At 68.1% G+C, this 24,832-nt stretch carries 25 protein-coding genes; 8 read left to right on the forward strand and 17 right to left on the reverse strand.

Annotation, left to right across the window (positions count from 1 at the left end; all coding sequences use genetic code 11):
- Positions 1-73 precede the first annotated feature (73 nt).
- Genes ACIPG5_RS07685 through ACIPG5_RS07695 form a run of 3 tightly spaced genes read right to left on the reverse strand, consistent with a single transcriptional unit; the run spans position 74 to position 1,433 of the window.
- The gene (locus tag ACIPG5_RS07685) at positions 74-274 is read right to left on the reverse strand and encodes a DUF1289 domain-containing protein (protein ID WP_401374074.1); all 201 of its coding nucleotides are present in this window, start codon (positions 272-274) and stop codon (positions 74-76) included.
- Positions 267-791, reverse strand: coding sequence for a gamma carbonic anhydrase family protein (locus ACIPG5_RS07690; protein WP_401374077.1), 525 nt, complete (start codon positions 789-791; stop codon positions 267-269). Before ACIPG5_RS07690 ends, ACIPG5_RS07685 begins: the two co-directional genes overlap by 8 nt.
- A gap of 42 nt (positions 792-833) precedes the next feature.
- Positions 834-1,433, reverse strand: coding sequence for a CoA pyrophosphatase (locus tag ACIPG5_RS07695; protein WP_176514741.1), 600 nt, complete (start codon positions 1,431-1,433; stop codon positions 834-836).
- Positions 1,434-1,558: 125 nt separating this feature from the next.
- Here ACIPG5_RS07695 and ACIPG5_RS07700 point away from each other — a divergent pair, with 125 nt between their 5' ends.
- The 4 genes from ACIPG5_RS07700 to ACIPG5_RS07715 all read left to right on the forward strand — a co-directional run bounded on the left by ACIPG5_RS07700 (position 1,559) and on the right by ACIPG5_RS07715 (position 9,070).
- Positions 1,559-2,110, forward strand: coding sequence for an NUDIX hydrolase (locus ACIPG5_RS07700; protein WP_401374080.1), 552 nt, complete (start codon positions 1,559-1,561; stop codon positions 2,108-2,110).
- Positions 2,111-2,131: 21 nt separating this feature from the next.
- Complete coding sequence (locus tag ACIPG5_RS07705) at positions 2,132-2,686, forward strand: murein L,D-transpeptidase family protein (RefSeq protein ID WP_176514739.1); 555 nt, start codon at positions 2,132-2,134, stop codon at positions 2,684-2,686.
- A 160-nt stretch (positions 2,687-2,846) separates the two neighbouring features.
- Positions 2,847-4,514 carry a ShlB/FhaC/HecB family hemolysin secretion/activation protein gene (locus ACIPG5_RS07710; protein ID WP_401374084.1) on the forward strand — a complete coding sequence of 556 codons (1,668 nt, stop codon included), beginning with the start codon at positions 2,847-2,849 and terminating at the stop codon, positions 4,512-4,514.
- Between the two features lie 29 nt (positions 4,515-4,543).
- On the forward strand, positions 4,544-9,070 hold the full coding sequence (locus ACIPG5_RS07715) for a hemagglutinin repeat-containing protein (protein ID WP_401374087.1): 4,527 nt from the start codon (positions 4,544-4,546) through the stop codon (positions 9,068-9,070).
- A gap of 12 nt (positions 9,071-9,082) precedes the next feature.
- Here ACIPG5_RS07715 and ACIPG5_RS07720 read toward each other — a convergent pair whose 3' ends face one another.
- Genes ACIPG5_RS07720 through ACIPG5_RS07775 form a run of 12 tightly spaced genes read right to left on the reverse strand, consistent with a single transcriptional unit; the run spans position 9,083 to position 19,722 of the window.
- Positions 9,083-9,742, reverse strand: coding sequence for a hypothetical protein (locus tag ACIPG5_RS07720; RefSeq protein WP_401374090.1), 660 nt, complete (start codon positions 9,740-9,742; stop codon positions 9,083-9,085).
- On the reverse strand, positions 9,739-10,125 hold the full coding sequence (gene gspM / locus ACIPG5_RS07725) for a type II secretion system protein GspM (RefSeq protein ID WP_176514733.1): 387 nt from the start codon (positions 10,123-10,125) through the stop codon (positions 9,739-9,741). Before gspM ends, ACIPG5_RS07720 begins: the two co-directional genes overlap by 4 nt.
- The gene (locus ACIPG5_RS07730; RefSeq protein ID WP_401374093.1) at positions 10,122-11,201 is read right to left on the reverse strand and encodes a GspL/Epsl periplasmic domain-containing protein; all 1,080 of its coding nucleotides are present in this window, start codon (positions 11,199-11,201) and stop codon (positions 10,122-10,124) included. The genes gspM and ACIPG5_RS07730 overlap by 4 nt, the downstream gene beginning before the upstream one ends.
- The gene (locus ACIPG5_RS07735) at positions 11,198-11,794 is read right to left on the reverse strand and encodes a prepilin-type N-terminal cleavage/methylation domain-containing protein (RefSeq protein WP_401374096.1); all 597 of its coding nucleotides are present in this window, start codon (positions 11,792-11,794) and stop codon (positions 11,198-11,200) included. Before ACIPG5_RS07735 ends, ACIPG5_RS07730 begins: the two co-directional genes overlap by 4 nt.
- The gene (locus ACIPG5_RS07740) at positions 11,791-12,159 is read right to left on the reverse strand and encodes a type II secretion system protein GspI (protein WP_401374099.1); all 369 of its coding nucleotides are present in this window, start codon (positions 12,157-12,159) and stop codon (positions 11,791-11,793) included. The genes ACIPG5_RS07735 and ACIPG5_RS07740 overlap by 4 nt, the downstream gene beginning before the upstream one ends.
- On the reverse strand, positions 12,156-12,593 hold the full coding sequence (gene gspH, locus ACIPG5_RS07745; protein WP_176514724.1) for a type II secretion system minor pseudopilin GspH: 438 nt from the start codon (positions 12,591-12,593) through the stop codon (positions 12,156-12,158). The genes ACIPG5_RS07740 and gspH overlap by 4 nt, the downstream gene beginning before the upstream one ends.
- Positions 12,594-12,596: 3 nt before the next feature.
- Positions 12,597-13,031 carry a type II secretion system major pseudopilin GspG gene (gene gspG / locus ACIPG5_RS07750; RefSeq protein WP_176514723.1) on the reverse strand — a complete coding sequence of 145 codons (435 nt, stop codon included), beginning with the start codon at positions 13,029-13,031 and terminating at the stop codon, positions 12,597-12,599.
- Between the two features lie 18 nt (positions 13,032-13,049).
- Positions 13,050-14,252, reverse strand: a complete 1,203-nt coding sequence (gspF, locus tag ACIPG5_RS07755; RefSeq protein ID WP_314618831.1) for a type II secretion system inner membrane protein GspF — start codon at positions 14,250-14,252, stop codon at positions 13,050-13,052.
- A 3-nt stretch (positions 14,253-14,255) separates the two neighbouring features.
- Positions 14,256-15,704, reverse strand: coding sequence for a GspE/PulE family protein (locus ACIPG5_RS07760; RefSeq protein ID WP_401374223.1), 1,449 nt, complete (start codon positions 15,702-15,704; stop codon positions 14,256-14,258).
- Positions 15,704-17,638, reverse strand: a complete 1,935-nt coding sequence (gspD, locus tag ACIPG5_RS07765) for a type II secretion system secretin GspD (RefSeq protein ID WP_401374226.1) — start codon at positions 17,636-17,638, stop codon at positions 15,704-15,706. The genes ACIPG5_RS07760 and gspD overlap by 1 nt, the downstream gene beginning before the upstream one ends.
- 21 nt (positions 17,639-17,659) lie before the next feature.
- The gene (locus ACIPG5_RS07770; protein ID WP_286914449.1) at positions 17,660-18,085 is read right to left on the reverse strand and encodes a pilus assembly protein PilZ; all 426 of its coding nucleotides are present in this window, start codon (positions 18,083-18,085) and stop codon (positions 17,660-17,662) included.
- Complete coding sequence (locus tag ACIPG5_RS07775; protein WP_401374104.1) at positions 18,082-19,722, reverse strand: lipoprotein UxpA; 1,641 nt, start codon at positions 19,720-19,722, stop codon at positions 18,082-18,084. Before ACIPG5_RS07775 ends, ACIPG5_RS07770 begins: the two co-directional genes overlap by 4 nt.
- A 223-nt stretch (positions 19,723-19,945) precedes the next feature.
- Here ACIPG5_RS07775 and ACIPG5_RS07780 point away from each other — a divergent pair, with 223 nt between their 5' ends.
- Complete coding sequence (locus tag ACIPG5_RS07780) at positions 19,946-22,018, forward strand: PhoX family protein (protein WP_401374107.1); 2,073 nt, start codon at positions 19,946-19,948, stop codon at positions 22,016-22,018.
- A gap of 133 nt (positions 22,019-22,151) precedes the next feature.
- Here the strand turns inward: ACIPG5_RS07780 and gspK are convergent, their stop codons facing one another.
- Positions 22,152-23,117 carry a type II secretion system minor pseudopilin GspK gene (gspK, locus tag ACIPG5_RS07785; protein ID WP_401374110.1) on the reverse strand — a complete coding sequence of 322 codons (966 nt, stop codon included), beginning with the start codon at positions 23,115-23,117 and terminating at the stop codon, positions 22,152-22,154.
- A gap of 143 nt (positions 23,118-23,260) precedes the next feature.
- On the opposite strand from gspK, the gene tatA reads away from it, so the two are divergent.
- Genes tatA through tatC form a run of 3 tightly spaced genes read left to right on the forward strand, consistent with a single transcriptional unit; the run spans position 23,261 to position 24,521 of the window.
- Positions 23,261-23,488, forward strand: coding sequence for a twin-arginine translocase TatA/TatE family subunit (gene tatA / locus ACIPG5_RS07790; RefSeq protein ID WP_286914445.1), 228 nt, complete (start codon positions 23,261-23,263; stop codon positions 23,486-23,488).
- Positions 23,488-23,778, forward strand: coding sequence for a Sec-independent protein translocase protein TatB (gene tatB / locus ACIPG5_RS07795; protein WP_286914443.1), 291 nt, complete (start codon positions 23,488-23,490; stop codon positions 23,776-23,778). Before tatA ends, tatB begins: the two co-directional genes overlap by 1 nt.
- Positions 23,775-24,521 (forward strand): twin-arginine translocase subunit TatC, encoded by a 747-nt coding sequence (tatC, locus tag ACIPG5_RS07800; RefSeq protein WP_401374114.1) that lies wholly within the window; start codon positions 23,775-23,777, stop codon positions 24,519-24,521. The genes tatB and tatC overlap by 4 nt, the downstream gene beginning before the upstream one ends.
- Here tatC and ACIPG5_RS07805 read toward each other — a convergent pair.
- Positions 24,518-24,829: an NGG1p interacting factor NIF3 gene (locus ACIPG5_RS07805; protein ID WP_176514702.1), complete on the reverse strand. Its 312-nt coding sequence runs from the start codon at positions 24,827-24,829 to the stop codon at positions 24,518-24,520. The two genes, tatC and ACIPG5_RS07805, sit on opposite strands and share 4 nt — an antisense overlap.
- Positions 24,830-24,832 lie beyond the last annotated feature (3 nt).

Here is a 24,832-nt window from a genome sequence, read left to right on the forward strand (position 1 = left end):
AGCCCCAAGTTTCTATATCGCTGCACACAACCCTGGGGCCGCTTCGCAGCCCTTTCGCGACACAAGGCCGCTCCTACAGGACCAACCCCGCCGCCACCGCCCGCTCATGGCACAGCTTCAGCACCGCCCGGCGCTCGCTGTTGTCCATCCGCCCCCAGCGGCCGATCTCGGCCACGGTGCGCTGGCAGCCGGTGCACACATCCTGCTCATCCAGCGCACAGATGCTCACGCAAGGCGACGCCACCGGCCGTTCGACGGCAACCGCCTCACTCATCGTCAGCCACCAGGTCCCGCGCATAGCGCTGGGCATTGTGCACGTAGTGCTCTGCGCTGGCCTCGAGCATGCGCTTCTGCTGCTCGTTCAGCTCGCGCACCACCTTGCCCGGCGAGCCCATCACCAGCGAACCGTCAGGGATTTCCTTGCCTTCGGGGATCAGCGCGTTGGCGCCGATGATGCAGTGCTTGCCGATGCGCGCACCGTTGAGGATCACCGCATTGATGCCGACCAGGCTGTAGTCGCCGACGCTGCAGCCATGCAGCATGGCGTTGTGGCCAACGGTCACGCCCTTGCCCAGGGTCAGCGGCGAGCCCATGTCGGTGTGCATCACGCTGCCATCTTGCACGTTGCTGTCCTCGCCGATGTCGATCAGCTCGTTGTCACCGCGCAGCACCGCGCCGAACCACACGCTGGCGCGGGCCTGCAGGCGCACGCGGCCGATCAGCGTGGCGTTGGGTGCGGCCCAGCTGGTGGGATGGCTTTCGACCCGCAGGTCGCCCAGGCGGTATTTCATGTTCGCTCCTCAGGGTGGCAACGGCGGCGGGGTGCGCCCCGCTCAGATTTCTATATAGCGTTCGGGAGGCTGGTGCAGGCTGATGCCGGCATCGAACAGCAGGTTCACCAGCTCGACGATCATGATCGCCGACAGCCCCCAGATCTTGTATTCGCCATAGCGATAGCTGGGCACGTACCAACTGCGGCCCTGGTAATCGATACGGTGGGTGTGGTCACGCGGGTCCTGGCGGAAGAATTCCAGCGGCACGGTGAATACTGCCGCGATCTCCGCATCATTGGCGTGGTACTCGACGAAATCGGGAATCAGCCCGACGAATGGCGTCACCTTCAGGCCATGCAGGGAAATCAGCGGGCTCAATGGGCCGATCACTTCCACCAGGCCAGGGGGCAGGCCGATTTCTTCCTCGGCCTCGCGCAGGGCGGTGAACACCAGGTCAGGGTCTTCCGGGTCGCGTCGGCCCCCGGGGAAGGCCACTTCGCCGCCGTGGGTGGAGAGGCCCTTGGCGCGCAAGGTGAGGACCAGTTCGGGCGCTTCGCTGCGGGTAATGGGCAAAAGGACCGCCGCCTCGGGGAACCGTCGGTCGGTTTCCAGCGAAGCCGGTTGGTGGTTGCTCATTCGGCGAAGTAGCTCGTCCAGCATTGCGCACTCTCGTTTCCAAGGCCTGCCCAGCATGATGCACCAAAAGCCACGCAGCACCCAAGCCCCGCGCGCTTGCGGCAATGCTGCCTGGCGCGCCAAGATAACCGCAAGCAAAGGGAGACAGCATGAAATTTTGCAGCGCGTGCGGCCAGCCAGTCATTCAGCGGATCCCCGAGGGCGACAGCCGCCTGCGGTACGTCTGCGAGCATTGCCAGACCATCCACTACCAGAACCCCAATATCGTCGCCGGCGTGCTGCCGACCTGGGGCAGCCAGGTGTTGCTGTGCCGCCGCGCCATCGAGCCGCGCCGGGGGTTCTGGACCCTGCCCGGCGGCTTCATGGAAAACGGCGAAACCCTCGACCAGGCCGCCCGTCGCGAAACCGTCGAGGAAGCCTGCGCGCGCGTGGGTGCGATGGCGCTCTATCAACTGTTCGACCTGCCGCACATCAACCAGGTGCACGTGTTCTTCCGCGCGGAACTGGCCGACCTGGACTTCGCCGTCGGCGTCGAAAGCCTGGAAGTGCGCTTGTTCGAACAGCACGAGATCCCCTGGGACCAACTGGCTTTCCGCACCGTCACACGCACACTAGAATGCTATTATCGCGACCGCATCGGGCAGCACTACCCCGTAGGCCATGAGTACCTGCCACCGATGATCGTCGCGCCCATCACTTAATGCCTTCAGGGATACCGTTTCATGCGCTGGTTGCTTGCCCTCTTCTGCCTTTGCGTTACCTCGGTGTCCCAGGCGGCCTTCACCGAGACCATCATCCGCAAGCCGCAACCGCCCGTGCCGCAGCAGTCGCAATCGCAGGCCGCCATGCAGCCGCTGATCGACAAGGTGCTGGTGATCAAGTCCGAGCGGCGCCTGCAGCTGATCAGCCGTGGCGAGCCGCTGAAGACCTACCGCATTTCGCTGGGCAAGCAACCCAAGGGCGCCAAGGAGCGCGAGGGCGACAAGAAAACCCCCGAAGGCTTGTACTGGCTCGACTGGCGCAAGGAAAGCGACCGCTTCAACCTGGCCATGCACATCACCTACCCGAACGTCACCGACGCCGCACGCGCCAGCCGTGAAGGGGTGAGCGCCGGCAGCATGATCATGATCCACGGCACCCCGATCAACGACAATTACCCGGAGTGGTACTTCCACACTCTCGACTGGACCGACGGCTGCATCGCCATGCGCAACCGCGACATGCAGGAAGTGTGGGAACTGGTACGGGATGGGACGATGATCGAGATCCGGCCCTGACAATCCGTCGTTGCAACTGAAGCTGTAGGAGCTTTCTCACTTCAGTTCCACTCCCGTCCTACGCCCGCCTAGGCACGAGACTGCATCCAGGCGGATGCGCAAATTCTTAGCATCCACGCAAACAAGTACGTGATCCGTACGCCATTTGCGGGGTGCTTCCATGCTGTTTCCATCGCGCCACATCGCCGCCTGCTGCTTCGCCGGCTGCCTGGCCCTGCCAGTGGCGCTGGCCGACGACCCTGCCAGCCAGCAACTGCGCGACCAGCAGCAGATGCAGCGCCAGCTCGAGCAACAACAGCGGCTGCAACGTTGGCAACGCCCGCCGCCGCCCAGCCCTGACAGCGGCCCTGCCACCACCCCATCCGAAAACAGCCCCTGCGTGGCAGTCACCGGCGTGCGCCTGGCGGGCAACCAGCGCTTGTCCACCCAGGCGCTGGCACCCAGCGTCGCCGACCTGGTGCGTCCGTGCATGGGCGTCAGCGACATCAACCACCTATTGAAAGCCATCACCCAGCGCTACGTGCAAGCCGGCTACCCGGCCAGCCGCCCCTACCTGCGCCACACGCCCCAGGCAGGCGCACCGCTGGATATCGTCATCCTCGAAGGCTTCGTGGAGTCGATCGAGCTCGGCACCGACCTGCCTCTTTCGCTGCAAGGCGCATTCCCCGACCTGCTTGGCCAACCCCTCTACCTGCCGCAGCTCGAACAAGGGCTGGACCAACTGAACCGCCTGCGCGCCTTCGAGCTGAGCGCCGACCTGCTGCCCGGCGAACTGCAAGGCGGCACCCGCGTGCTGCTGCAGGGCCAGCAGTTGGCCCCGCGCTGGCACCTCGACAGCCGCCTCGACAACCGCGGCAGCGCACTGACCGGCCGCCACCGCATGGCCCTGGGCCTGGGTATCGACAGCCCGTTCGGCGACAACGGCGACCTGCGCCTGACGCTGGCCTCGACCGTGCTCGACGCCCCCGGCCGCAGCCAGGGCATCACGCTCTACTACAACATCCCCTACGGCCCCTGGAACTTCACCCTCAATGCCAGCCAACTGCGCTACGACGCGCCGATCCCCGAGGGCCGGCACCACAGCAGCGGCAACAGCAGCTACCAGGGCGTGAGCGCCGAGCGCCTGCTGTGGCGCAACCAGCACGGCATGCTCAGCGCCAGCGCCCGGCTCGACCGCAAGCAGCTCATCAACCGCACCAACGGCGCCGTGGTGGCCGTCCAGAGCCCTACCCTGAGCACCGTGGAGGCCGGCCTCAACTTCCTCTGGCTCGAGGCCGGGCTGTGGAATGGCTACCTCGGTGTCGCCCAGGGCACCGACTGGTTCGGCGCCGACCGCCCAAGCCAATACGCAAGCGCGCCGCGGCCAGACTTTCGCAAGTACCGCGCCAACCTCCTGCACCTGCGCCAAGGCCCGCCACAGTGGCCGTGGCGCTGGCAGAGCGAGCTGGCCGTGCAGTACAGCGCCGACGACCTGCCCGCCGTCGAGCAGCTGCTGGTCAGCGACGACTCGGCCGTGCGCGGCTTTCGCCAGCACACCTACAGCGGTGCCAGCGCCGGCGTCTGGCGCAACACCTTCAGCCAGCCACTGCCGCCAGCCTGGACCCACCCCTTGCAGGTCCGCCCCTACCTGGGCGTGGACCGCGGCTGGGTGCGCCTGAACCGCAACCTGCCCGCGCAGCGCCTGACCGGCATGGCGGCCGGCATCGAGCTGAGCTTCCCGCACAACCGCCTGCGCCTGGACTACCAACGGGCCGTGCAGGCCAGCAACCGCCCTCGCCAGTCCCTGGAGCCCGGCTTCTGGGTGCTGGAGTGGGCCCTGTCCATCTGATTCACCCACAACAAAAAGAGAACGAGACCATGCAGACACTCTCGCCAATACCGTCTATCCGCCCCGACACCTTGCGTTGGGCCATCTTCCTCGCCGTGCTCGGCTCGGCCCCTGCGCTGGCGCAAGGCGGCCTGGAGGCCGCCGCCGGCCCTGGAGGTACGCCGGTGATCAGCAATGACCACGGGGTGCCGGTGATCGACATCGTCGCGCCCAACACCAGCGGCCTCTCACACAACCAGTTTCTCGACTACAACGTCGGCCACCCCGGCGTGGTGCTGAACAACGCCACCCAGGCCGGGCAATCGCAACTGGCCGGGGCACTGGCTGCCAACCCGCAGTTCCAGGGCCAGGCCGCCTCGACCATCCTCAACGAGGTGGTCAGCCGCAACACCTCCCTGATCGAAGGCCCACAGGAAATCTTCGGCCGCCCGGCCGACTACATCCTGGCCAACCCCAACGGCATCACCCTCAACGGCGGCAGCTTCATCAACACCACCCGCGCCGGGTTCGTGGTCGGCACCCCGGAGCTGCACGAGGAGCAGCTGAAGCACTTCAACACCCTCAATGCCAGCGGCACCCTGCAAGTGCTCGCCAACGGCCAGCGCAATGCCGAGGGCGCACTGGAGCTGATCGCCCCCAAGCTCGACAGCCAAGGCCTGCTGATGGCCAAGGGTGACCTCGACGTGACCGTGGGTCGCAACCGCATCGGCCGTGAAGATGGGCAGGTCATCGAGCACCTGCCCGGCACCCCGGGGAGCATCGACGCCAACCTGTTCGGCGCCATGCGCGCCGGCCGCATTCGCGTGGTCAGCACCGCTGAAGGTGCCGGGGTACGCGTGGGGCCGGTGCAGATCAAGGCCGAGCAAGGCATCACCGTGCAATCGGCCGGCGCGCTGCAGGTCCACGGCAAGGTCGAGCAACCGGGCGAGCTGACCACCGAGCGCGGCACCCTGCGCCTCACCGCCGCCGACGACCTGACCTTGCGCGCCGTCGACGGCAAGGCCGAACGCATCGAGATCAAGGCCGGCAAGCAGCTCACCCTGGACGCCGACAGCCGCCAGCGCATCGCCCGCGAGCAGGAGAACTGGAAAAAGAAATTCCTCTTCATCACCCGCGAAACCTACGCCCGCGAACGCACCACCACCGACCACCACCTGCGCGGCACGCAGTTGCAAGCCAGCCAGGACATTGCGTTGCAGTCCGGCGCCGACATGCGCCTGGTGGCCGCCGACGTGCAGGCGGGCGGCGAGCTGAGCCTCGACAGCGGCGCCAACCTGGACATCATCGCCGGCAAGAGCAGCCAGCGAGTCGAAGAGCAGATACGCCACCGCAAGGACTTGTGGCGTGGCAACACGGACACCTCCCGCTACAAGGAGTCGCCGCAGGGCAGCTCGCTGCAGGCCGAGCGCATGACGGTCAAGGCCGGCGATACCCTCACCGTGCAAGGCAGCAAGCTGCACAGCCGCGGCGACCTGGACATCAACGCCAAGCACGTCGACATCGGCACCAGCGCCCTGCAGGAACAGAGCTCCCACCGCAACTACCAGGGCGACCTGGTCTCGGGCCTGTTCTTCGGCGACCGCAAAGCGGATGAAACCCAGGGCCAGCATCTGGTCGGCAGCAGCGTCAGCGCCGACAGCAAGCTGGCCATGACCGCCGACCAGGTGAGCATCAAGGGCAGCACCGTGCATGGCAAAAAGGACTCGGTGCTCTACAGCGAAAAAGGCGCCCTGGCGATCGAGGCCGACCATGGCAGCACCACTTCCACCCAACGCGACAGCAGCAGCAAGCTGTTCGGCCTGATCGGCAAGGACCATGAACGTACCGACCGCAACCAGCAGGTGCTGGTCAGCGACGTAAGCTCGGCCAGCAACCTGCGCCTGGCCAGCGCCGAAGAAATGCGCATCCGCGGGGCCAAGGTCGAGGCTGGCGGGCACCTGCAGGTCGATGCCAAGGGCGACGTGCTGATCGACAGCGCCCAGTCGCTCAGCGAAAGCGACAGCCGCAGCCAGCAGCGCGGCTTCACTGCCAGCGCCAAACAGACCCAGAACGCCGAGGATGGCAAGCCCGCCTCCCGCCAGTACAGCGCCGGCGTGGGCTACGACGTGGTCACCAGCACCGGCAAGCAACGCCAAACGTCGCAGGTCGCCAGCGAGCTCAAAGGCGCAACGGTTGGCCTCAACAGCGGTGGGCACCTGCAGGTCAATGGCTCCAAAGTGCACGCCACCGCGGGCGATCTGGACGTGAAGGCCAGTAAGGTGACCCTCGGCGCAACCCGCGACGAGCGCGAGTCGAGCACAGAAACCCGCCGCAGCGGTGGCGGCCTGACGGTAACCGCCGGCATCGATCGGCTGGGCAGCCTGTTCGAGGGCCATCACCAGGTCGAGACGATCACCGAGCGCGACAGCCAAGTACAACGCAGTGAACTGCAGGCCAGCGGCGACCTGAAACTCGACACCGAGCATCTGGTCACCGAAGGCGCCCGGGTGAACGCTGGCAAGACCCTCAAGATAAACGCCGAGCGCATCGAGAACCGGGCCGTGGAAGATATTCATGAACGCGAAGAACACCGCAACGAATGGTCGGCCAGCCTCGGCGCCAGCCTGGAGTACCGCGACCTGACCCGCCCGATCGAGCGGCTGGTGCTGGGCGAGGAAGCCGCGCGCTTCCAGCAGGCCTCGCCCGAGGATGCCATGGTCGCCCCCAGCGTCGGCGCCGACATGACCATCGACCACATCAAGCGCCTGGAAAACCAGCGCCGCGGCTTTGCCCAGGTCAGCGAGCTGGCGGGCGCCGAGGTCGAGGTGAAGGCGCACACCATCGATGACCATGGCACCGCCTGGCGCGCCAACGCCGGCGCGCTGCAGATCGATGCCCAGCAACACCTCCAGCGCGCCGCCGCAAACACCGAGCAGAGCACCCTGGAGCGCCTGGCCTATGGCGGCGACCTGCGCGTGGACACCAGCTCCGGCAAGGACATCAACGTGCGGGCGTCCGGCAAGGGCGGCTCCCTGGACCAGCAGGACATCGCCAGCACCGCCGTGCCCGGCAGCCTGTATGGGCAGCAGGGCATCCAGGTGCAGCTGGGCAGCGATGGCCGCTACGAAGGCACACGCATGGACGGTGGTGACGGCGAGGTGGCCATCCACAGTGCCGGCACGCTGTCGCTGCTGCAGGCGACCGACCACGCCCAGCAGTTCTCGCGCCAGCTCGACGGCAACGCCTGGGCCAAGCTCGGCAACCGGCCCGGCAGCACCGGCGTCGACGCCCGCGGCTACCTCGACCACGCCCAGCGCCAGGCCAGCCAGACCAAGGCCCAGGTGGCGCAGGTCGATGCCAAGGGTGAAGTGCGCCTGAGCAGCGCCGGCGACCTGCTGCTCGAAGGCACGCGCATCGGCAGCCGCGAGGCCAAGGTGGGCGATATCCTGGTGCAAAGTGGCGGCCGCGTGCAGGTCAAGTTGGCCAGCGATACCCAGCAAGCCAGCGGCACCAACCTGGGCGGCGGCCTGGAGCTGGCGGTGAAGACCGGCAGCACCCAGGGCGGCGCCATCGGCGGCCACTTCAACCACGGCAAGCAGAACGAGGACGCCCGCCAGGCGGTCGATGCCCAGGTCCACAGCGCGGGCAAGCTGACCCTCGCCAGCCAGGCCCGCGAGGACATAGCCGTGCACCTCGAAGGCCTGCAAGCCTCGGCCCAGCAGATCGACATCGATGCCGCCAACGGCGGCGTGCTGATCGAAGCCTCGTCCAACCTCGAACGCCGCGACAACCTCGACATCACCGCCGGCGCCGGCTTCAACCAGGCCAAGGGCGCCACTGACACCCGCGGCCTGCACGGCCGGGCGCAGGTGAATCTGGACAAGCGCGACAACCTCACCTGGAACCCCGGCACCCTGCGCGCCGACCACATCGGCCTGAACAGCCGCGGCGATACCCGCATCGAAGGCGTGAGCCTGGAAGCCGGGCGCATCCAGGGCGCAATCGACGGCGACCTGCAGCTCGCCAGCCGCAAGGACCGCGTCGATACCCTGAGCGTCAAGGCGGACGCCCGCCTGAGCCAGGAGAAAAACCCCCAGGGCTACGTCAACGCGGCCAGCTCCATGGCCGGGCCACTGGGCGGCAAGGTCAGTGAAAAGGCAGGCTCCGCCTTGAGCAAGGCCGACCCCGGCTTCTCGCCAACCTTCAACCTGGAGGTGTCGCACGTCCAGCGCGACACCGTGGCCCAGCAAACGGCGCTCAAAGGCAGCGAAGGCATTGACCTGAATGTGGGCGGTAACGCCCAACTGGTGGGCGCGAAGCTGCAGTCGGCCAAAGGCAGCGTCGTGCTCAACGCCAACGCAGTCACCCAGCAAACCCTGAGCGGCAATGACTACCGCCGCGACGTGTCGATCGATGCCTCCAACTCGCCGGTGGACCTGGGCACCGCCATTGCCCAGATCAGCAAAGGCAAAGGCGCCGCGGATGGCGAGAACGCACTGGACCTCGGCTTGCTGCGTACCAGCGGGCACAGCCGCAACGAGCAGTGGGTTTCGGGCGTACAAGGCAAGCCGGACTGAAGCCTGAGCGCCTTACCAGCGCAGGTCCCGTTGCCCTGTCAGAGCCTGCGGCCCCAGCCACTGGGCACCGCGCAGCAGCGGGATCAGCGCGGCGTCCGCTTGCAGTTCGAAGCTCGCCCGCGCCCGGCGGGCCAGCAGGTCGGCCTCCAGCGCCAACCGATGCTGGCCCTGCTCGGCCAACTGCCCCCGCAGCTGCCAGCCGCTGGCACAGGTCATGTCCAGCCAACCCTGGCCCAGGCCCATTGACCAGGGCTCACTCAAGGCAAGGTCGGTGACCGTCAGCCGGCCTTGGCCGGCACGGCACTGGCGCCACGCCCCTTGTGCTCGCAGTACGCCCTGCCACTGCCCCGCCATTCGATACTCGGACGGCGCCGTGGCCTGTGCGCCCAGGGCTGCCACCTCGATCCGCCAATGCCATGGCCAGCCCTCGGCCAGCAGTTGCCAGCCCTGGCCCTGGAACCCCAGTTGCACATTGGCCTGCAAGCGCCAGGGTTGCACCGCCCAGCGCACCGGCCCGACCGGCCCGAGCTGCGCTGCCTGGCCGTGCCACAGGCTGCCGCTGACCGCTTGCCCGGGCAGCCCCAGGCCACGCGCCACCCAACTGGCCGGCAACTCCACCAGCAACGCCGCGCCGAACACCAGCCCGGCCCAAAGCAGCCCCCAGCGGCTCACGGTTGTACCACCAGGTCGAACCGCAGGGCCTTGCCGTCTCGCTCCAGCGCCCATTGCAGCGGCCGGGCGCCCTCGGCCTGAATGGCCTGCAACCAGTGCTGCAGCACCCGCTCATCGGCCACCTGGCCGCGCAGTTGCCACTGCTTGCCTTGCGCCTGGACGTCGGCAAGCTCGATTTGCCGCGCCTGGGCAGACTGGCGCAGCCGTTCCAGGCTCAGCGCAGGGCCCGCCTGCAATGCCCCGGCCTGCTGCGCCAGGGCGCGCCACTGGCTCAATGCCTGCCATTGCGCCAAGCCCTCACGCAGCGCGAGTACGGCCAGCAATACGCCAATCAGCCCCCAGGCCAAGCGCAGACGATGACGTTGAATCCATTGCCCGCTCATGCCGCCGCCCCCAAGTCGAAGACCACCTGGCCAGCACCTTGCACGTGCACACTGGCCCCCACCGCACTGGCCATTTCCTGCCACGGCGGCGCATCGCCTTCACCCTGCATGTTCAGCTGCCAGCGCTGGCCATCGAAGCGCACCGCCTGCAGGCGCCAGCCCGGGTGATCCTGCAGCCAGGCGTGCAGGCGGGCCTGCAGGTCTTCGAGCTGGCGCGTGCGCAACTGCTGCTGCAATTCACCTTCGCGCAGGCGCTTGAGCGCTTGCGCCGCGTGACGTGGGCTGGGCTGTTCACCCGTCACCTGAAGCACCTGGGCACGCCAGGCCTGCACCTGCCGCCACTGCTGACTGGCCCACAGGCCACCCCAGACCACGCCGAGCAGCAGGCAAGCCGCAATCAGCCGTTGCTGTGGCCGAGACAGCGCTGGCATGGCGCGCACCTGGCGAGGCCGTTCGAACAGGCTGGGCAGGTGCTCCAACCGCGCCAGCGTGCCTGGCCAGTCACCGCTCATTGGCACAGCGCTCAAGCTCGCCCACGGCTGGCGCGGCGCTTCGCCAAGCACCTCTGGCCAGGCCAGCCAATGCACCTGGCCCGCCTCGCTCACGCCGCTGTACAGGTGCATGCCCGTCGCCCGCTGCCAGTGCCAGGCCGTGCCCGGCTCAGGGGTGGGCAACAGCTGAAACTCGGCCCAGCAGCGCTCCACCGCAAGCCCCCATTGCGCGCATTGGGCGCGCCAGTTTTCCAGGTGCTCGCGGGCCACTGCCAACAAATGCAATTGCCCCGCCTGGCGCGCAAGGCAGGCGCACAGCACCTCGTCGGGCGCCTGCAGCAAGCGGTCTTCCAGCAGCATCGGCCATTCATCACGCTTGAGCCCTGGCGGTGCCGGCAACTGGAACTGGCTGCAGGCATCGCCCGGCAAGATCAACGCCACCCGCGCTTCGGGGTGCTCGGGGGGCCTGCCCTGCCCTTCGCGCTGCAGCCCATCGGCTTCGACCAGCAGCCAGCTCCACGTCGCCCCCGGGCGCAGCAGCAACCAGGGTTTGGCCGACCCGCGTCGGCGCCACTCAAGCTTCATGAGCGCCCCCAGGGGAGCACGAAGGTGCAGACATAAGCGGCTCCGTCTCGCTGCAATTCAAGGCGCACGCCACGGCCAGGGTGCGCGGGTTGATCGGAAGGCCAGGGCAGCCAGCGGCCGCCCTGGTGGTACAGCACGGTCATGGCATTCACCCGTGGCAGTTGCTCGCGCAGCAGCCACTGCGGCTCGCCGGCGGCGTACAGGTCTGCCGAGCTTTCCAGCAGCAGGCGCTGGTCACGGGCATCGAAACGCAAGCGCTGGCGTTGCAGGCGCGAGCCACCTTCGGCCTCCGGCACCGCCGCTGCGGCCACCCACAACAGCTGCTGGCGGTCGGCCTGCCAGTCCAGCCAGCGGGTGGCCAAGGGCAGGCGCTGCTCATACAGCTGCCTGAGCACCGGGCTGTCGAAGCGGCGCTCCAGCGCCAGGCAGAAGTCCAGCACGCTGGCCTCCTGCTGGTTGGCCTGCAGCCGTTCGCGCACCTTGAGCCAGCCGTTGACCAGGGCGGCGAGCATGACGCCGAGCACGGCGGTCAGGGCCAGCGCCACCAGCAGCTCGATCAGCGTCAGCCCCGCTTGCCGTTGGCCAGGCTTCATGGGCGCTCCAGGAAGACGGTGTACTGGCCCAACGGCAGGCGCTGGTCGCGGTCGGCGAACAGTTGTAAATCGCCGCGACGCAAGTCGCGCACGCCCGTGCGGCGCAGCTGCAGTTGCCAATGGCATGCCTGCCCGCCCTGGCTCAGCTCGCCGGCCACCTGGTTGCTGGCCGGCCAGTACTGCTCGACGGCAAAGCGCGCCTGCAGCTCGCGTGCACACAGCACGCCAAGGCGGTGCTGCTGCACGCTGTACTGCACGGCCAGGCGCTGGCGCAGCACCTGGCTGGTGATGACCGCCAGCACGGCGGCAATGGCCAGGGCCACGGTCACTTCCAGCAGGGTGAAGCCTTGCTCTCGGCGCTTCATGGCGACATCGCCACCTGCAACTGCCCATCACGGCCCCAGGCCCAGCGCTGGCTGCCCTCGGCCCAGTACCAGCGCACCACGCCCGGCTGCGCCCAGCCGTGCGGGGTGAACAGCATCCGCGGCTGCGGGCTGGCCGGCCAGTCCGGGCGCAAGCCCTTGGGCCAGTCGCCCAGGCGGGCCGGCTCGGCCACCCAGGCATCGCCCTCACGGCGCACGAATTCCGGGCGCTGGCCGTTCCAGCGCAAGCCGCGCAACTGCCCCGCATGGCGGGCCAGCGCACCTTGCTCGCGCACCTCCACGGCCAGGCGCTGCAGCGCCTGGTCGGCACTGGCCGCCGCGCCCCCGAGCGAGGCCACCGCAAGCCCGGTCATGAGCCCGGCGATGGCCAGCACCACCAGCAGTTCGATCAGGCTGAAGCCACGCTGCCCGCGCACCGCTCACAGCGCCCAGTTGCCCAGGTCGGCATCCTGGCCTTCGCCGCCCGGCACGCCGTCGGCGCCCAGCGAATACACATCGACCCGGCCGTGCTCGCCCGGCATGCGGTACTGGTACGGGGTGCCCCAGGGGTCCTCCGGCAGGCGACGAATGTAGCCGTCGCTGCGCCAGGCGCGGGGGATCGGCTCCTGGGCGGGCTTTTTCACCAGCGCCGCCAGGCCTTGTTCGTTGCTGGGAAAGCGCAGGTTGTCCAGGCGGTACATGTCCAGGGCCTGCTCCAGCGTGGCCAGGTCGGCCATCACCTTCTGCCGCATGGCCTTGTCCTGGTTGCCGAGCACACTGGGGGCGACCACTGCGATCAGCAGGCCGATGATGAAGATCACCACCATGATTTCCATGAGCGTGAAACCACGCTGGCGGTTGCGTCGATGCTGCATGTGAAAACTCCTTGTCGGCTACAGTTGCAGGCCCTGGTTGAGTTGCATGATCGGCAGCAGCACCGCCAGCACGATGAACAGCACCACGGCGCCCATCACCAGGATCATCAGGGGTTCGAAAAGCGCCATGGCGGTGTCCACCTGGCGGGCAAAGCCGCGTTCCTGGTCGTCGGCCACGCGTTCGAGCATGTCGGCCAGGGTCCCGCTGGCCTCGCCGCTGGCGACCATGTTCACCAGCAGCGGCGGAAACTGCCGGCTGGCGTCCAGCGCCCGGTGCAGGCTGGTGCCGCCCTGCACCTGCTGGCGCACCTGCGCCATGGCCAGGCGAATGCGCTGGTTGCCAACGGTTTCGCTGGCCACCTGCAAAGCTTCGAGCAGGGCCACGCCGCTGCTGCTGAGGATCGCCAGGCTGCGCGCCAGGCGGGCACTCTCCAGCACCTGCAGCAGGGCGCCGATACGCGGCAGGCGCAGCAGCAGGTCGTCGCGGCGCAGGCACCAGTGCGGCTTGCGCAGCAGCCAACCGGCGAGCAGCGTCAGCAGCATGGCCAGCCCCAGCAACCACGGCCCGGCCTGCACCAGGCCCTGGCTCAGGCCGATCAGCAGCGTGGTGACCAGGGGCAGGCTCTGCCCGGCATGGGCGAACTGTTCGGTGAGCTTGGGCACGACGAAGGTCATCAGGCCGATCACCACCGCCAGCGACACGCCCATCAGCACGCTGGGGTAGATCAAGGCCGTGCGCGCCTTGTGCTGCTGGCGCTGCACCTGCTCAAGGTGGTCGGCCAGCCGCGTCAGCACCTGGGCCAGGCGCCCGGAGCGCTCGCCCGCCTCGACCAGCGCGCAGTACAGGCCGGTGAACGGCGCGCCCTGGCGGGCCAGGCTGCGGGCCAGGCCCAGGCCCTCGGCCAGCGAGCCGCGCAAGGCCACCAGCACCCCGTGCAGGGCGGGCTGGCGCAACTGGCGCTCGAGGGTGGCCAGGGCATCGACCAAGGGGATGCCGGCGGCGGTAAGGGTAGCGAGCTGGCGGGTCAGCTCGCACAGCTGGGCGCGGCTCAGGCGTTGCCGACGGGGCTGGCGGCTGCCGGCCTCGACGCGCTGCAACTGGCGCGCGAACAACCCCTGCTCGCGCAGCAGCTGGCGCGCATGGCGTTCGCTGTCGGCCTGCAGGCTGGCCTTGTGCGGTTTGCCGGCGAGGTCGACGGCCTGGTAACGGAAGGTCGGCATGGCTCAGCCCTGCACCACGCGCAGCACTTCGGCAAGGCTGGTCTCACCCCGTGCCAGGCAGTCGCTGGCCATCGCCACCAGGCTGCGCCGGTGCGGCGCCAGGTAGTCGTGCATGGCCTGTTCGCTGGCGCCGTCGTACAGCAAGGCGATCAGCCCGGCGTCCAGTTCGATGAATTCGTACAGCCCCAGGCGCCCGACATAGCCACTGCCCTGGCAGAGCTCGCAGCCCACGGCGTGATGGCTGCTGCCCAGCGCCGTCAGCTCCGGCCACAGGGCACGCTCGGCGGCTTGCAGCAGTTGCGGCTGGGCGCAGCTGCACAGCCGCCGCACCAGGCGCTGGGCAAGCACCCCGCGTAGGCACGAGGCGATCAGGAACGGCTCGATGCCCATGTCGCGCAGGCGCGTCACCGCGCCCACCGCGCTGTTGGTGTGCAGGGTCGACAGCACCAGGTGGCCGGTGAGGCTGGCCTGCACGGCGATCTGCGCGGTTTCCTGGTCGCGGATTTCGCCGAGCATGATCACGTCCGGGTCCTGGCGCAGGATGGCGCGCAGGCCGCTGGCGAAGGTCAGGCCGGCGCGGGGGTTGATGGCGGTCTGGCCGATGCCGGCGATGGCGTACTCCACCGGGTCTTCGACGGTGAGGATGTTGCGGCTGCCGTCGTTGAGGCTGTTGAGGCTGGCGTACAGGGTGGTGGTCTTGCCCGAGCCGGTCGGGCCGGTGGACAGCACGATGCCATTGGGGCGCGCCAGGCAACTGCGCAGGCCCTGCAGCACGGCGCCTGGCATGCCCAGGTTGGCCAGCGCCAGCAGGCTGGCCTGCTTGTCGAGCACGCGCATCACCACGCGCTCGCCATGGATGCCGGGCAGCGTCGACACCCGCACGTCCACTTCACGGCCCGCCGCGCGCAAGGTGATGCGGCCATCCTGGGGCTGGCGCTTTTCGGCGATGTCCAGGCGCGCCATCACCTTGATCCGCGACACCAGCATCGCCGACAGCGCCCGTGGCGGGCGCAGCACCTCGCGCAGGTGGCCGTCGACGCGCAGGCGCACCACCAGGCTCTGCTCGAAGGTTTCGATGTGGATGTCCGAGGCGCGCAGGCGCAGGGCCTGGCCGAACAGGCCATTGATCAGGCGGATGACCGGGGCCTCGTCGTCGCTTTCGAGCAGGTCTTCGATGCGCGGCATCTCGCTCATCAAGCTGTCCAGGTCGACCTGCTCGCCGATGCCTTCGATCAGCGCCTGGTTGGCGCCACTGCCGGCCTGGTACAGCTGGCCGAGGCGTTCATCGAAGGCGGCGGGTTCCAGGTACACCAGCGCGGCCGGCTGGCCATGCACGCGCAGCAGTTCCTGCAGCTGGTCGCTGTCGGCATCCTGGCGCAGCCACAGCTGCCAGCCGGCGTCCATCGGCGCCATGGCCAGGCCGGCCTGGCGCGCCAGGCGATAGGGCAGCATCACCAGCTACCGCCTTCCAGGCGCGCGCGGCTGGCGGGGAACACCTGCAGCAGCGGCGTGCCTTCTGCCAGGTCCGGCAACTTCAGCGGCGTGGTCTGCTGCAGGGTGCGGTACTTGTCTTCGCTCAGCCCGGCCAGGCTCGGGCCGTCACGCAGGATGCGCGGGCGGATGAACACCATCAGGTTCTGCTTGGTGTTCTTGCTGGCGTCGGAGCGGAACAGCCGGCCCAGCCCCGGGATGTCGCCGAGAAACGGCACGCGCTGGTCGCTGATGCTCAGCTCGTCGCTGATCAGGCCGCCCAGGATGACCAGGCCGTTGTCCTCGACCATGACCTTGGTCTTGATCTCGCGCTTGTTGGTGATCACGTCGCTGGCCGCGCGGGACTCGGCGATCGAGGACACCTCCTGGACGATGTCCAGGCGCACGCTGTTGTCGATGTTGATCTGCGGCTTGATGCGCAGCTTGACCCCGACTTCCTTGCGCTCGATGGTCTGGTAGGGGTTGGCGTTGTTCTGGGTCACGGAGCCTGTGACGAAGGGCACTTCCTGGCCGACCAGGATCGACGCCTCGGCGTTGTCCAGGGTCAGCAAGGTGGGTGTGGAGAGCAGGTTGAAGCCACTCTTGCCCTTGAGCGCGTTGATCAGCATGGCAAAGTTGAAACCACCGCCGATGTGGCCGATGCCCACCGTGGCGCCCTGGGTGCCCGACAGCAGGTTGCCCAGCGCCTCGTTGTCGCCGCTGGCGGCGGCGCCTGCGATATTGGCGATGTTCACCCCGTTGCTGCCGAAGTTGACGATGCCGGCGCCGAACTTCTCGTCGGCGAACAGCCATTGCACGCCAAGCTCCTGGGCGCGGGTGTCGGAGACCTCGGCGATGATCGCCTCGACCACCACCTGGGCGCGGCGGATATCGAGCTGCTCGACGATCGAGCGATAGGCCGCCAGCTCGCTGTCGGGGCCGACCATGACCACGGCGTTGGTGCCTTCCTCGTACTCCAGGCGAATGCCCGAGTCGCTGGCCGCGGCCATCGGCGGCTTGTCCTTGCCCTCCCCTTCGGCCAGGCCTTCGCTGGGCGCCGCGCCCTCCTGGCTGAGCCCGCGCAGCACCTTCACCACTTCGGCCGCGTTGGCATGGCGCAGGTAGATCACTTGGGTATTGCTGGAGCGCTGGTTGTCGCTGGGCCGGTCGAGCTGGGCCATGAGTGCGCGCACCCGGTCGCTGTTGCCGCGCACCAGCAAGGCATTGCTGCGCGGGTCGGCGACCACCTGGGTGGCGTCGGCGCCCTGCTCGCGGGCCAGCAGGCGGGTCAGCAACTGGGCGGTGTCGGCGGCACTGGCATGACGCAGGGGCATCACCTGCATGGGCTCGTCACTGACCTGGTCGAGCTGGCGCAGCAGGCTGTCGATGCGGTCGAGGTTGCTGCGCCAGTCGGTGACCACCAGCAGGTTGGCAGCGGGGTATGGGGTGATCACACCGACGCGCGGGTCGATCAGCGGCTTGAGAATGCCGAGCATCTGCTCGCTGGCGGCATTGCGCACGTTGAACACGCGCGTGGCCACGCCATCGCTGCCCTCGCCGCGCTTGCCCTTGGCCTCCACCGGCACCGGCTCCAGGCGCGCGGCCTGGTCGGGGACGATCTTCACGCTGCCGTTGGGCAGGTCGACCGCCGCAAAGCCCTGGGCGCGCAACTGGGCCAGGAAGATGTCGTAGATGGCATCGGCATCGTGGCGGTCGACGGTGCGCACGGTGACCTTGCCCTTGACCCGAGGGTCGACGATGAAGGTGGTGCCGGTGATGCGCGACACGCTGTCGATGAACTCGCCCAGCTCGGTGTCGACGAAGTTCACCTCGTACAGCGGCGTGCCGTTGTCGTCGAATGCTTCCGGCTCCTGGGCCCAGGCCCATGACAGGGCCAGGCTCAGGGCGGCGGCCACGCAATATCTGACAGGCATCGTTCATCCTTGCCGCTTGAAGCCGGTCACGGCGGGGCGTGGCGGCCAGGGCAGGCGTTCGCGCCGCCCCTGGTTGTCGAAAATCAGGCCATCGGCGTCGATGTCCTGCAACACGATCCCCGGTGCCAGGCGCTGGCCACGGCCGAGGGTGCGCACCTGTTGGCCGTAGCGCAGTACCACCACGCTGGCCGACAGCGGCTGGGCCTTGAGCCCGCCGAGGTAGTGCAGCGGCAAGCGCGTGAGGGCGATGGCGCCGTCATCGACGGCCGCCTGCCAGTGGCCGACCATCAGCCCCGGCAGCGCGCTGCTGGCTGTGCTGGCGGGGCTGGCCGGCTGCGGCTGGCGGCTCAGTTGCAGCACGCACTGCGCGGCCAGCCAGCCGGCCAGGGTCAGCAGGCCGCAGGTCACGGCACGGGCGCCCAGGCTCACGACGCCACCTGGCGCGGGTGCCAGCCGGGGTGGCCCTGTACGTAGCGCACTTCGGGGAGCGCCAGGGGAGCCAGCTGCCAATCGGCAGGCTGGCGCGACAGCCAGGCCTCGACCCGCTGCCACAGGGGTTCGCCGGCCTCGGGCTGGAACTGCAGGCCGAAGGTGCGGCACAGGCCCTGCACCGGGTCCAGGCCGGTGATGCGCTTGCCTTGCGGGCTGTAGCTGACGCGCCAGGCCTGCCCTTGCCAACGCGGCAGGTCCTGGCTGTTGTCCAGCAGCAGCGGGTCGCCGAACAATTGCTCGGCGGCGTTTTCCAGCACTTGCTCGACCTGCCGCGCCGGGGCTTCGACCACCGCGGCCGGGTAGCCGCCGGTGAGGCTGATCAGGTGCTCGCGGGTGATCGTTTCGCCGGCGGCCAGCGGGTAGTCATAGCGCAGGCCCGGCAACAGCACCGGCATGCTGCTGTCATCGGCCAGGGCCTGGTGCAGCAGGCGGTCCCAACTGCCGCCACGGGTATCGCGGCGCCACAGCGCCTGCGGTGCGCGGGCCAGGGGTTGGTCGAGCCAGGCCGCGTGGCCTGCGCGCTGCTGCTGCAGCTCGCCATGCAACTGGCTGGCACGCAGCTGCGCGGCAGGCGTGAGTTGCTGGGCGAAGGCCGGGAAGAAGCGCCCCTCGAACTGCCACTGCCCGGCCACCTGCTGGCAACGCAGGCGGAACGCCCCACTGGCCCGGCAGCCGGCAAACAGCACCGGCACGCGGCGGCCACTGGCCTGGCTGGCGTACACCGGCGCCGGCCACAGGTCCTGGCCACGGGCGCACAGCAGCACATCGATTTCAGGCACCCGCTCGGCCAGCCACAGGCCCGGGCCGGTGCCCACGTCGGCCAGCGCCACCACCAAGTCCGCTTCGCGGCGCGCGCGTTCGAAGGTCGGCAGCAAGGCCTGGTACCACTGTTTCAGGGAGGCTTTCTGGTCCTGGGCGTAAGGGTCGCTGATGCCGACCACCGCGATCCGCGCACCGCCCCGTTCGAAGGTGTGCAGCGGCTCGAGGCCCAGGGCCTTGCGTTGTTCGTCGGCAAGCCCGGCGCCGAGGGTGATGGCCGAAGCTTGGCGATACAGGCCGGCACTGCGTTGCGGCCAGAGCACGCGCTCGTCGCTGCTGACCCGCACGTCGCTGCCCAGCAACTGGCTGCCCTGCACACCGCTTTCGCCGTGGGTGAGGTAGGCCAGGCCACTGCCGTTCCAGCCCTGGCCGTTTTCCAGGGTCAGGCTATTGCCCTGGCCCGCCTCGCCGCGCAACTGTTCCAACAGCGCCGCCAGTACCGCGTAACCGCCCAGGCGCACGTTCTGGGCCTGGCTGGCATCGAGCAAGGGCGCCAGTTGCGGTTGCGCGAGGCTGGCGCTGGCGCCGGTCATCCACGGCGCACGCCCCAGGTGGCTGACCGGGCCCAGGCGCGTGGCCGGCACCACGGGCAGGCCGGGCTGGCGCGCATCGAGGGTGTCGGCGACATACAGCAAATCGACGCTGGCAGCACCGCCACGCTGGCCCGGCAACGCGGAACAGGCGCCGAGCAACGGCGCCAGCGCACCGACACCCATCCAGCTGATTACTTCGCGCCTGTGCACACTGCTTGACATCGGGCTCGCCGTCCTTATCCGAGTTCACTTTGGGCCCCGGATGTTGCGGCGTTGGCATGACAGTTTGATGGCAGAAATCCGACAGCCATTCCAAATGGTTCTGTCGTGCGCAGTAGTAAGAACTTACAGTTTTAAAACCCCGTTAATATTTTTGCCAAGGAAACATCATACTTGCGCTCTAAAGTCGCGGTTTCTTACAACTCAGCCAAATCAAGGACACCTGATGAGTCGAGAATCCGGCGACAACCTGGACCGCAACCACAGCGGCAACCTGCCAATGGCCAACGTCATGGATGCTTACCTGAGCCGGCGCAGCGTGATGCGCGGCAGCCTGGGCGCGGCCATCGCCATGATCGCCGGTACCGGCCTGAGCGGCTGCTTCGACAGCGGCGGCTCCGACCATGACGACCCCGTCACCGAGCCACCGGTCACCGAGCCACCCGTGCCTGAACCGGAGCCGAAAATGGCCCTGGGCTTCCAGTCCATCCCCGGCTCGCGCACCGATGCCTGCGTCGTCGCCGCCGGTTACAGCGCCTATGTGCTGGCGCCGTGGGGCACGCCGCTGAACAGCAACGGCAACCCGTGGAAATCGGACGGCAGCAACACCTCGACCGACCAGGCCAACGCCATGGGCATGCACCATGACGGCATGCATTTCTTCCCGATCAATGGCAGCTCCGAAGACGGCCTGCTGGCGATCAACTTCGAATACATCGACACCGCCGCGCTGCACCCCAACGGCTCGACCACCGACGCCAACGGCAAGCGCCCGGTCGAGGAAGTGCGCAAGGAAATCAACGCCCACGGCGCCGGCATGGTGCGCCTGCAAAAGCTCAACGGCCGTTGGCAGGTGGTCGACAACGACCCGCTCAACCGCCGCTTCACCACCGCCTCGCGCATGGAAATCACTGGCCCCCTGCGCGGCACCGAGCACGTCAAGACCAAGTACTCGACGGTCGGTACCCACTGCCGCGGCACCAACAACAACTGCGGCAACGGCTACACCCCGTGGGGCACCTACCTGACCTGCGAAGAGAACTGGCCAGGCATCTTCGTCAACAAGGGCACCCGCCCGGAAGACCAGCGCCGCATCGGCGTCGGCACCTCCAGCGGCCAGTACAAGTGGGAGAGCGCCGCCGGCGACAGCAGCGAGGTGGCCGATGAGTTCGCGCGCTTCGACGTGACCGTCAAGGGCGCCAGCGCCAGCGACGACTACCGCAACGAAGCCAGCACCTATGGCTACATCGTCGAGATCGACCCGTACAACAGCAGCACCCTGGCCACCAAGCGCACCGCCCTGGGCCGCTTCCGCCACGAAGGCTGCTGCCCGGGCCTGCCGGTGGTGGGCAAGCCACTGGTCTGGTACATGGGCGACGACTCCAACAACGAGTACCTGTACAAGTTCGTTTCCACCGCGGTGTGGGACGCCGCCGACGCCACCCCGGCCGACCGCCTGGCCACCGGCGCCAAGTACATGGACCAGGGCAAGCTCTACGTGGCGCGCTTCAATGCCGATGGCACGGGTATCTGGCTGCTGCTGGACGTGGCCACGCCGACCAAGGATGGCCGCACCCTGGGGGCGCTGTACGGCGACCTGCCAGGCATCATCCTCAACACCCGCGGCGCCGGCGATGCCGTGGGCGCAACGCCGATGGACCGCCCGGAGTGGACGGCGGTCAACCCGCTCAATGGCGATGTCTACCTGACCCTGACCAACAACAGCGCGCGTACCCCGGAAAAGGTCGACGCCGCCAACCCGCGCGGGCCGAACCGCCACGGCCACATCATCCGCTGGCACGACAGCGACGACCAGGCGAGCTTCACCTGGGACATCTTCGTGTTCGGCGCCAACGCCGCCGGCACCGCCGACATCAACCGCTCGGGCCTGACCGAGCTCAACCAGTTCGCCAGCCCCGACGGCATGAGCTTCGATAGCCGCGGCGTGCTGTGGTTCGAAACCGACAACGGTGAAACCACGCTGACCGACTACACCAACGACCAGCTGCTGGCGGTGATCCCCACCGACCTGGTGGATGCCACGGGCAAGCAGGTGCCGATCAATGCCACCAACCAGGTGGACCTGCGCCGCTTCTTCGTCGGGCCGAACGGCTGCGAGGTGACGGGGATTGCCTTCACCCCGGACAACAAGTCGATGTTCGTCAACATCCAGCACCCGGACAACTGGCCTTACACCGACAAGGCCACCGATGCTACCCCGGCGGGTGGCAAGGTGCGGCCGCGGGCTTCGACGGTGGTGATCCAGCGCAATGATGGTGGCGAGATCGGCACGGTCTGATTCGGATCTTCAAGGGGCCGCTGCGCGGCCCAATCGCCGGCAAGCCGGCTCCCACAGATGGGCTGCGGCCTCCCACAGCCGGGTGGGAGCCGGCTTGCCGGCGATTGGGCTGCAACGCAGCCCCTAGGCCTGCTCACCAGGCAATCGGCTCGCGGCTCTTCACCCGCACCTGCTGCGCCGGCACCCGCGCATGCCACTGCACCACCCCCAGCGCTTCCACCTGAAACACGCTGCGCATCGTCCGCCCCTGCTCCTCGAACGACAGCTGCAACAGGAAATGCCCACTGTTGAGCAGCAACCCCTCGCTCAACCGCTCGAAGGTTTCGTCATCCACCGCCCCCAACGCCTGGCGCAACGCCGAGGCATCCTCGTACCCCGATGCCGGCCGGCCGCTGATGATGCGGCTGAGCAACGCGCGCGGGTAGCGCCCTTCATACAACGCCTCGAGCAATGGCAAGTTCTCAAGCCCCAAGGCGTTGGCATTCAGGCGCCAGCCGGTGGTCTGCGGCAATGCGCACAGCATCGGGTAACGCCGCTGGCGCCCGGCATCGGGCTCCAGCAACAGGTTCAATTCGCTGGTATCGAGCATCGGCTGGTTGGCCGCCAGGCGCGGCGGTTGCTGGCGCAGGTACTGGGCACTTTCGGCGCCTTGCAGGCGCGTGTCGCTGTCGTGGTCGAGCCAGTCGGCCAAGGCATCGACCAGCCGTTGTGCGGCCATGTCATCCCCCAGCAAGTGGCGCAACTGGCGCTCGGCCCGTTCACCGTCAGCGCCGAGCAGCGCGTTGACGTTGAAACAGGCATGTTGGTCGCGCACCCGCAATTGCGCCTGGCCGGCGCCAAAATCATAGGTCAGCGGCTGCCCGCGCAAGGCCTGCCAGAACAGCGGGCTGAGGCGCCAGGCAGGGTCGCGCAGGGCCTGTTCGGCGTAGGCCAGGCCAGCCTGCTCCATGGCCCGCACCTGCACCCGCTGGCGCAGCAACTGCACCTCATCGACCTGGCGCCGGCCATCCTCCACCAGCCAGGCCATGCCCGCGGCGAGCATCGCCAGCACCACCATCACCATCAGCAGCGCCGCGCCCTGCTGTCGCTTGCGCGTCATCCCTACCCCTCCTGGTTGCGTGAAGGCGCCAGTCAACACGGCGGCTGTTGCAAGCAGATGGCAATGGCCTTGCAGTCATGTTCGCGTCATCTGCATGCGGCAGGATTGGCCTTTCTTTTCATGGCCTTACAGGAGTATTCGAAATGGGTGGGATTGGAATCTGGCAACTGGTGATCGTGCTGCTGATCGTGTTTCTGCTGTTTGGCACCAAGCGCCTCAAAGGCCTGGGCAGTGATGTCGGCGAAGCGATCCAGGGCTTTCGCAAGTCGATGGGGGGTGAGCCTGACGCGGGTGGCGCTGCCCCCTCGCAGCCGCAGACCCCCGTGACTCGCCAGGCTGACGCGCAGCCACAAACGGATCGCCAAGCCTGATGTTCGAGGTAGGTTTCAGCGAGCTGCTGCTGGTGGGCGTCGTCGCCCTGCTGGTGCTCGGGCCGGAGCGCCTGCCGGTCGCCGCCCGCACCCTGGGGCGCGGCCTGGGCCAGGCGCGCCGGGCCATGCATGGCCTGCGCGCGCAGATGGAACGCGAGATCGCCATGCCCGACCTGGACAGCCAACCCTTGCAGCGCCTCGAGCAGGAAATCCGCCAGGGCATCCGCCTGCAGGCCGAGCCGGCGCTGGACGCCAAGCCCATCAACCTGCCCCAGGAGAACACGCCATGAGCACGGCCCTGGACACCGCGGCGCGCATGCCGCTGACCGACCACCTGCGCGACCTGCGCAAACGCCTGGTGCGCTGCCTGCTGCTGCTGGCACTGGTGTTCGTCGGCCTGTTTCCGTTTGCCCAGCAGCTGTACACGTTGGTGTCGCAACCGCTGCGCCGCTTCCTGCCCGAAGGCGCGAGCATGATCGCCACCAGCGTCACGTCGCCCTTTCTCACGCCATTCAAACTGACGGCCATGTGCGCGCTGTTCATCGCCATGCCGCTGCTGCTGCACCAGGCCTGGGGCTTCATCGCGCCGGGGCTGTACCGCCAGGAACGGCGCATTGCGCTGGGGCTGCTGATGTCGAGCATCGTGCTGTTCTATGCCGGCATGGCGTTCGCCTTCTACCTGGTGTTCCCGATGATGTTCGGCTTCTTCGCCAGCGTGACGCCCGAGGGCGTGGCGATGATGACCGACATCAGCCAGTACCTGGACTTCATCCTGGCGCTGTTTCTGGCGTTCGGCCTGGCGTTCGAGATCCCGGTGGCGACGTTCATCGTGGTCTGGGTGGGGTTGGCCGATGTGGCCACGTTGCGACGTAGCAGGCCCTACGTGATCGTCGGGTGCTTTGTGGTGGGGATGATACTTACACCGCCGGATGTGTTTTCGCAGACGATGCTGGCGGTGCCGATGTGGCTGTTGTTCGAGGTGGGGTTGCTGGCCTGTGCGGGCTTGCCCCGCGAAGGGGCCCGCGCAGTCTAGAACTCGGCGAGCCGCCAGGCCTCATAGGCCGGCGTCTCGTAGGGGTGGCTCTGCTTGAGCGCAGCGACGACCTGAACGATCAGGTCGTCAGCCACCACCAGCTCCACCTTCCACTCCTCGACCACCTCGACCTGGCCGGCCTGCCCGAGGAACGGCTGGCTGCCGTCCAACGGGCGGAACTGGCCCTGGCCCAAGGTCTGCCAGGCGCAGTGGTCGTAGTCACCGATCCGTCCGCCACCGGCGGCGAACACGGCGGCCTTGACCACTTCGACATGGCTGGCCGGGACGAAGAAGGCGAGCTTGTACACGCC

The organism is Pseudomonas sp. NPDC087029, from assembly GCF_044745345.1.
GTDB lineage: Bacteria > Pseudomonadota > Gammaproteobacteria > Pseudomonadales > Pseudomonadaceae > Aquipseudomonas > Aquipseudomonas faucium.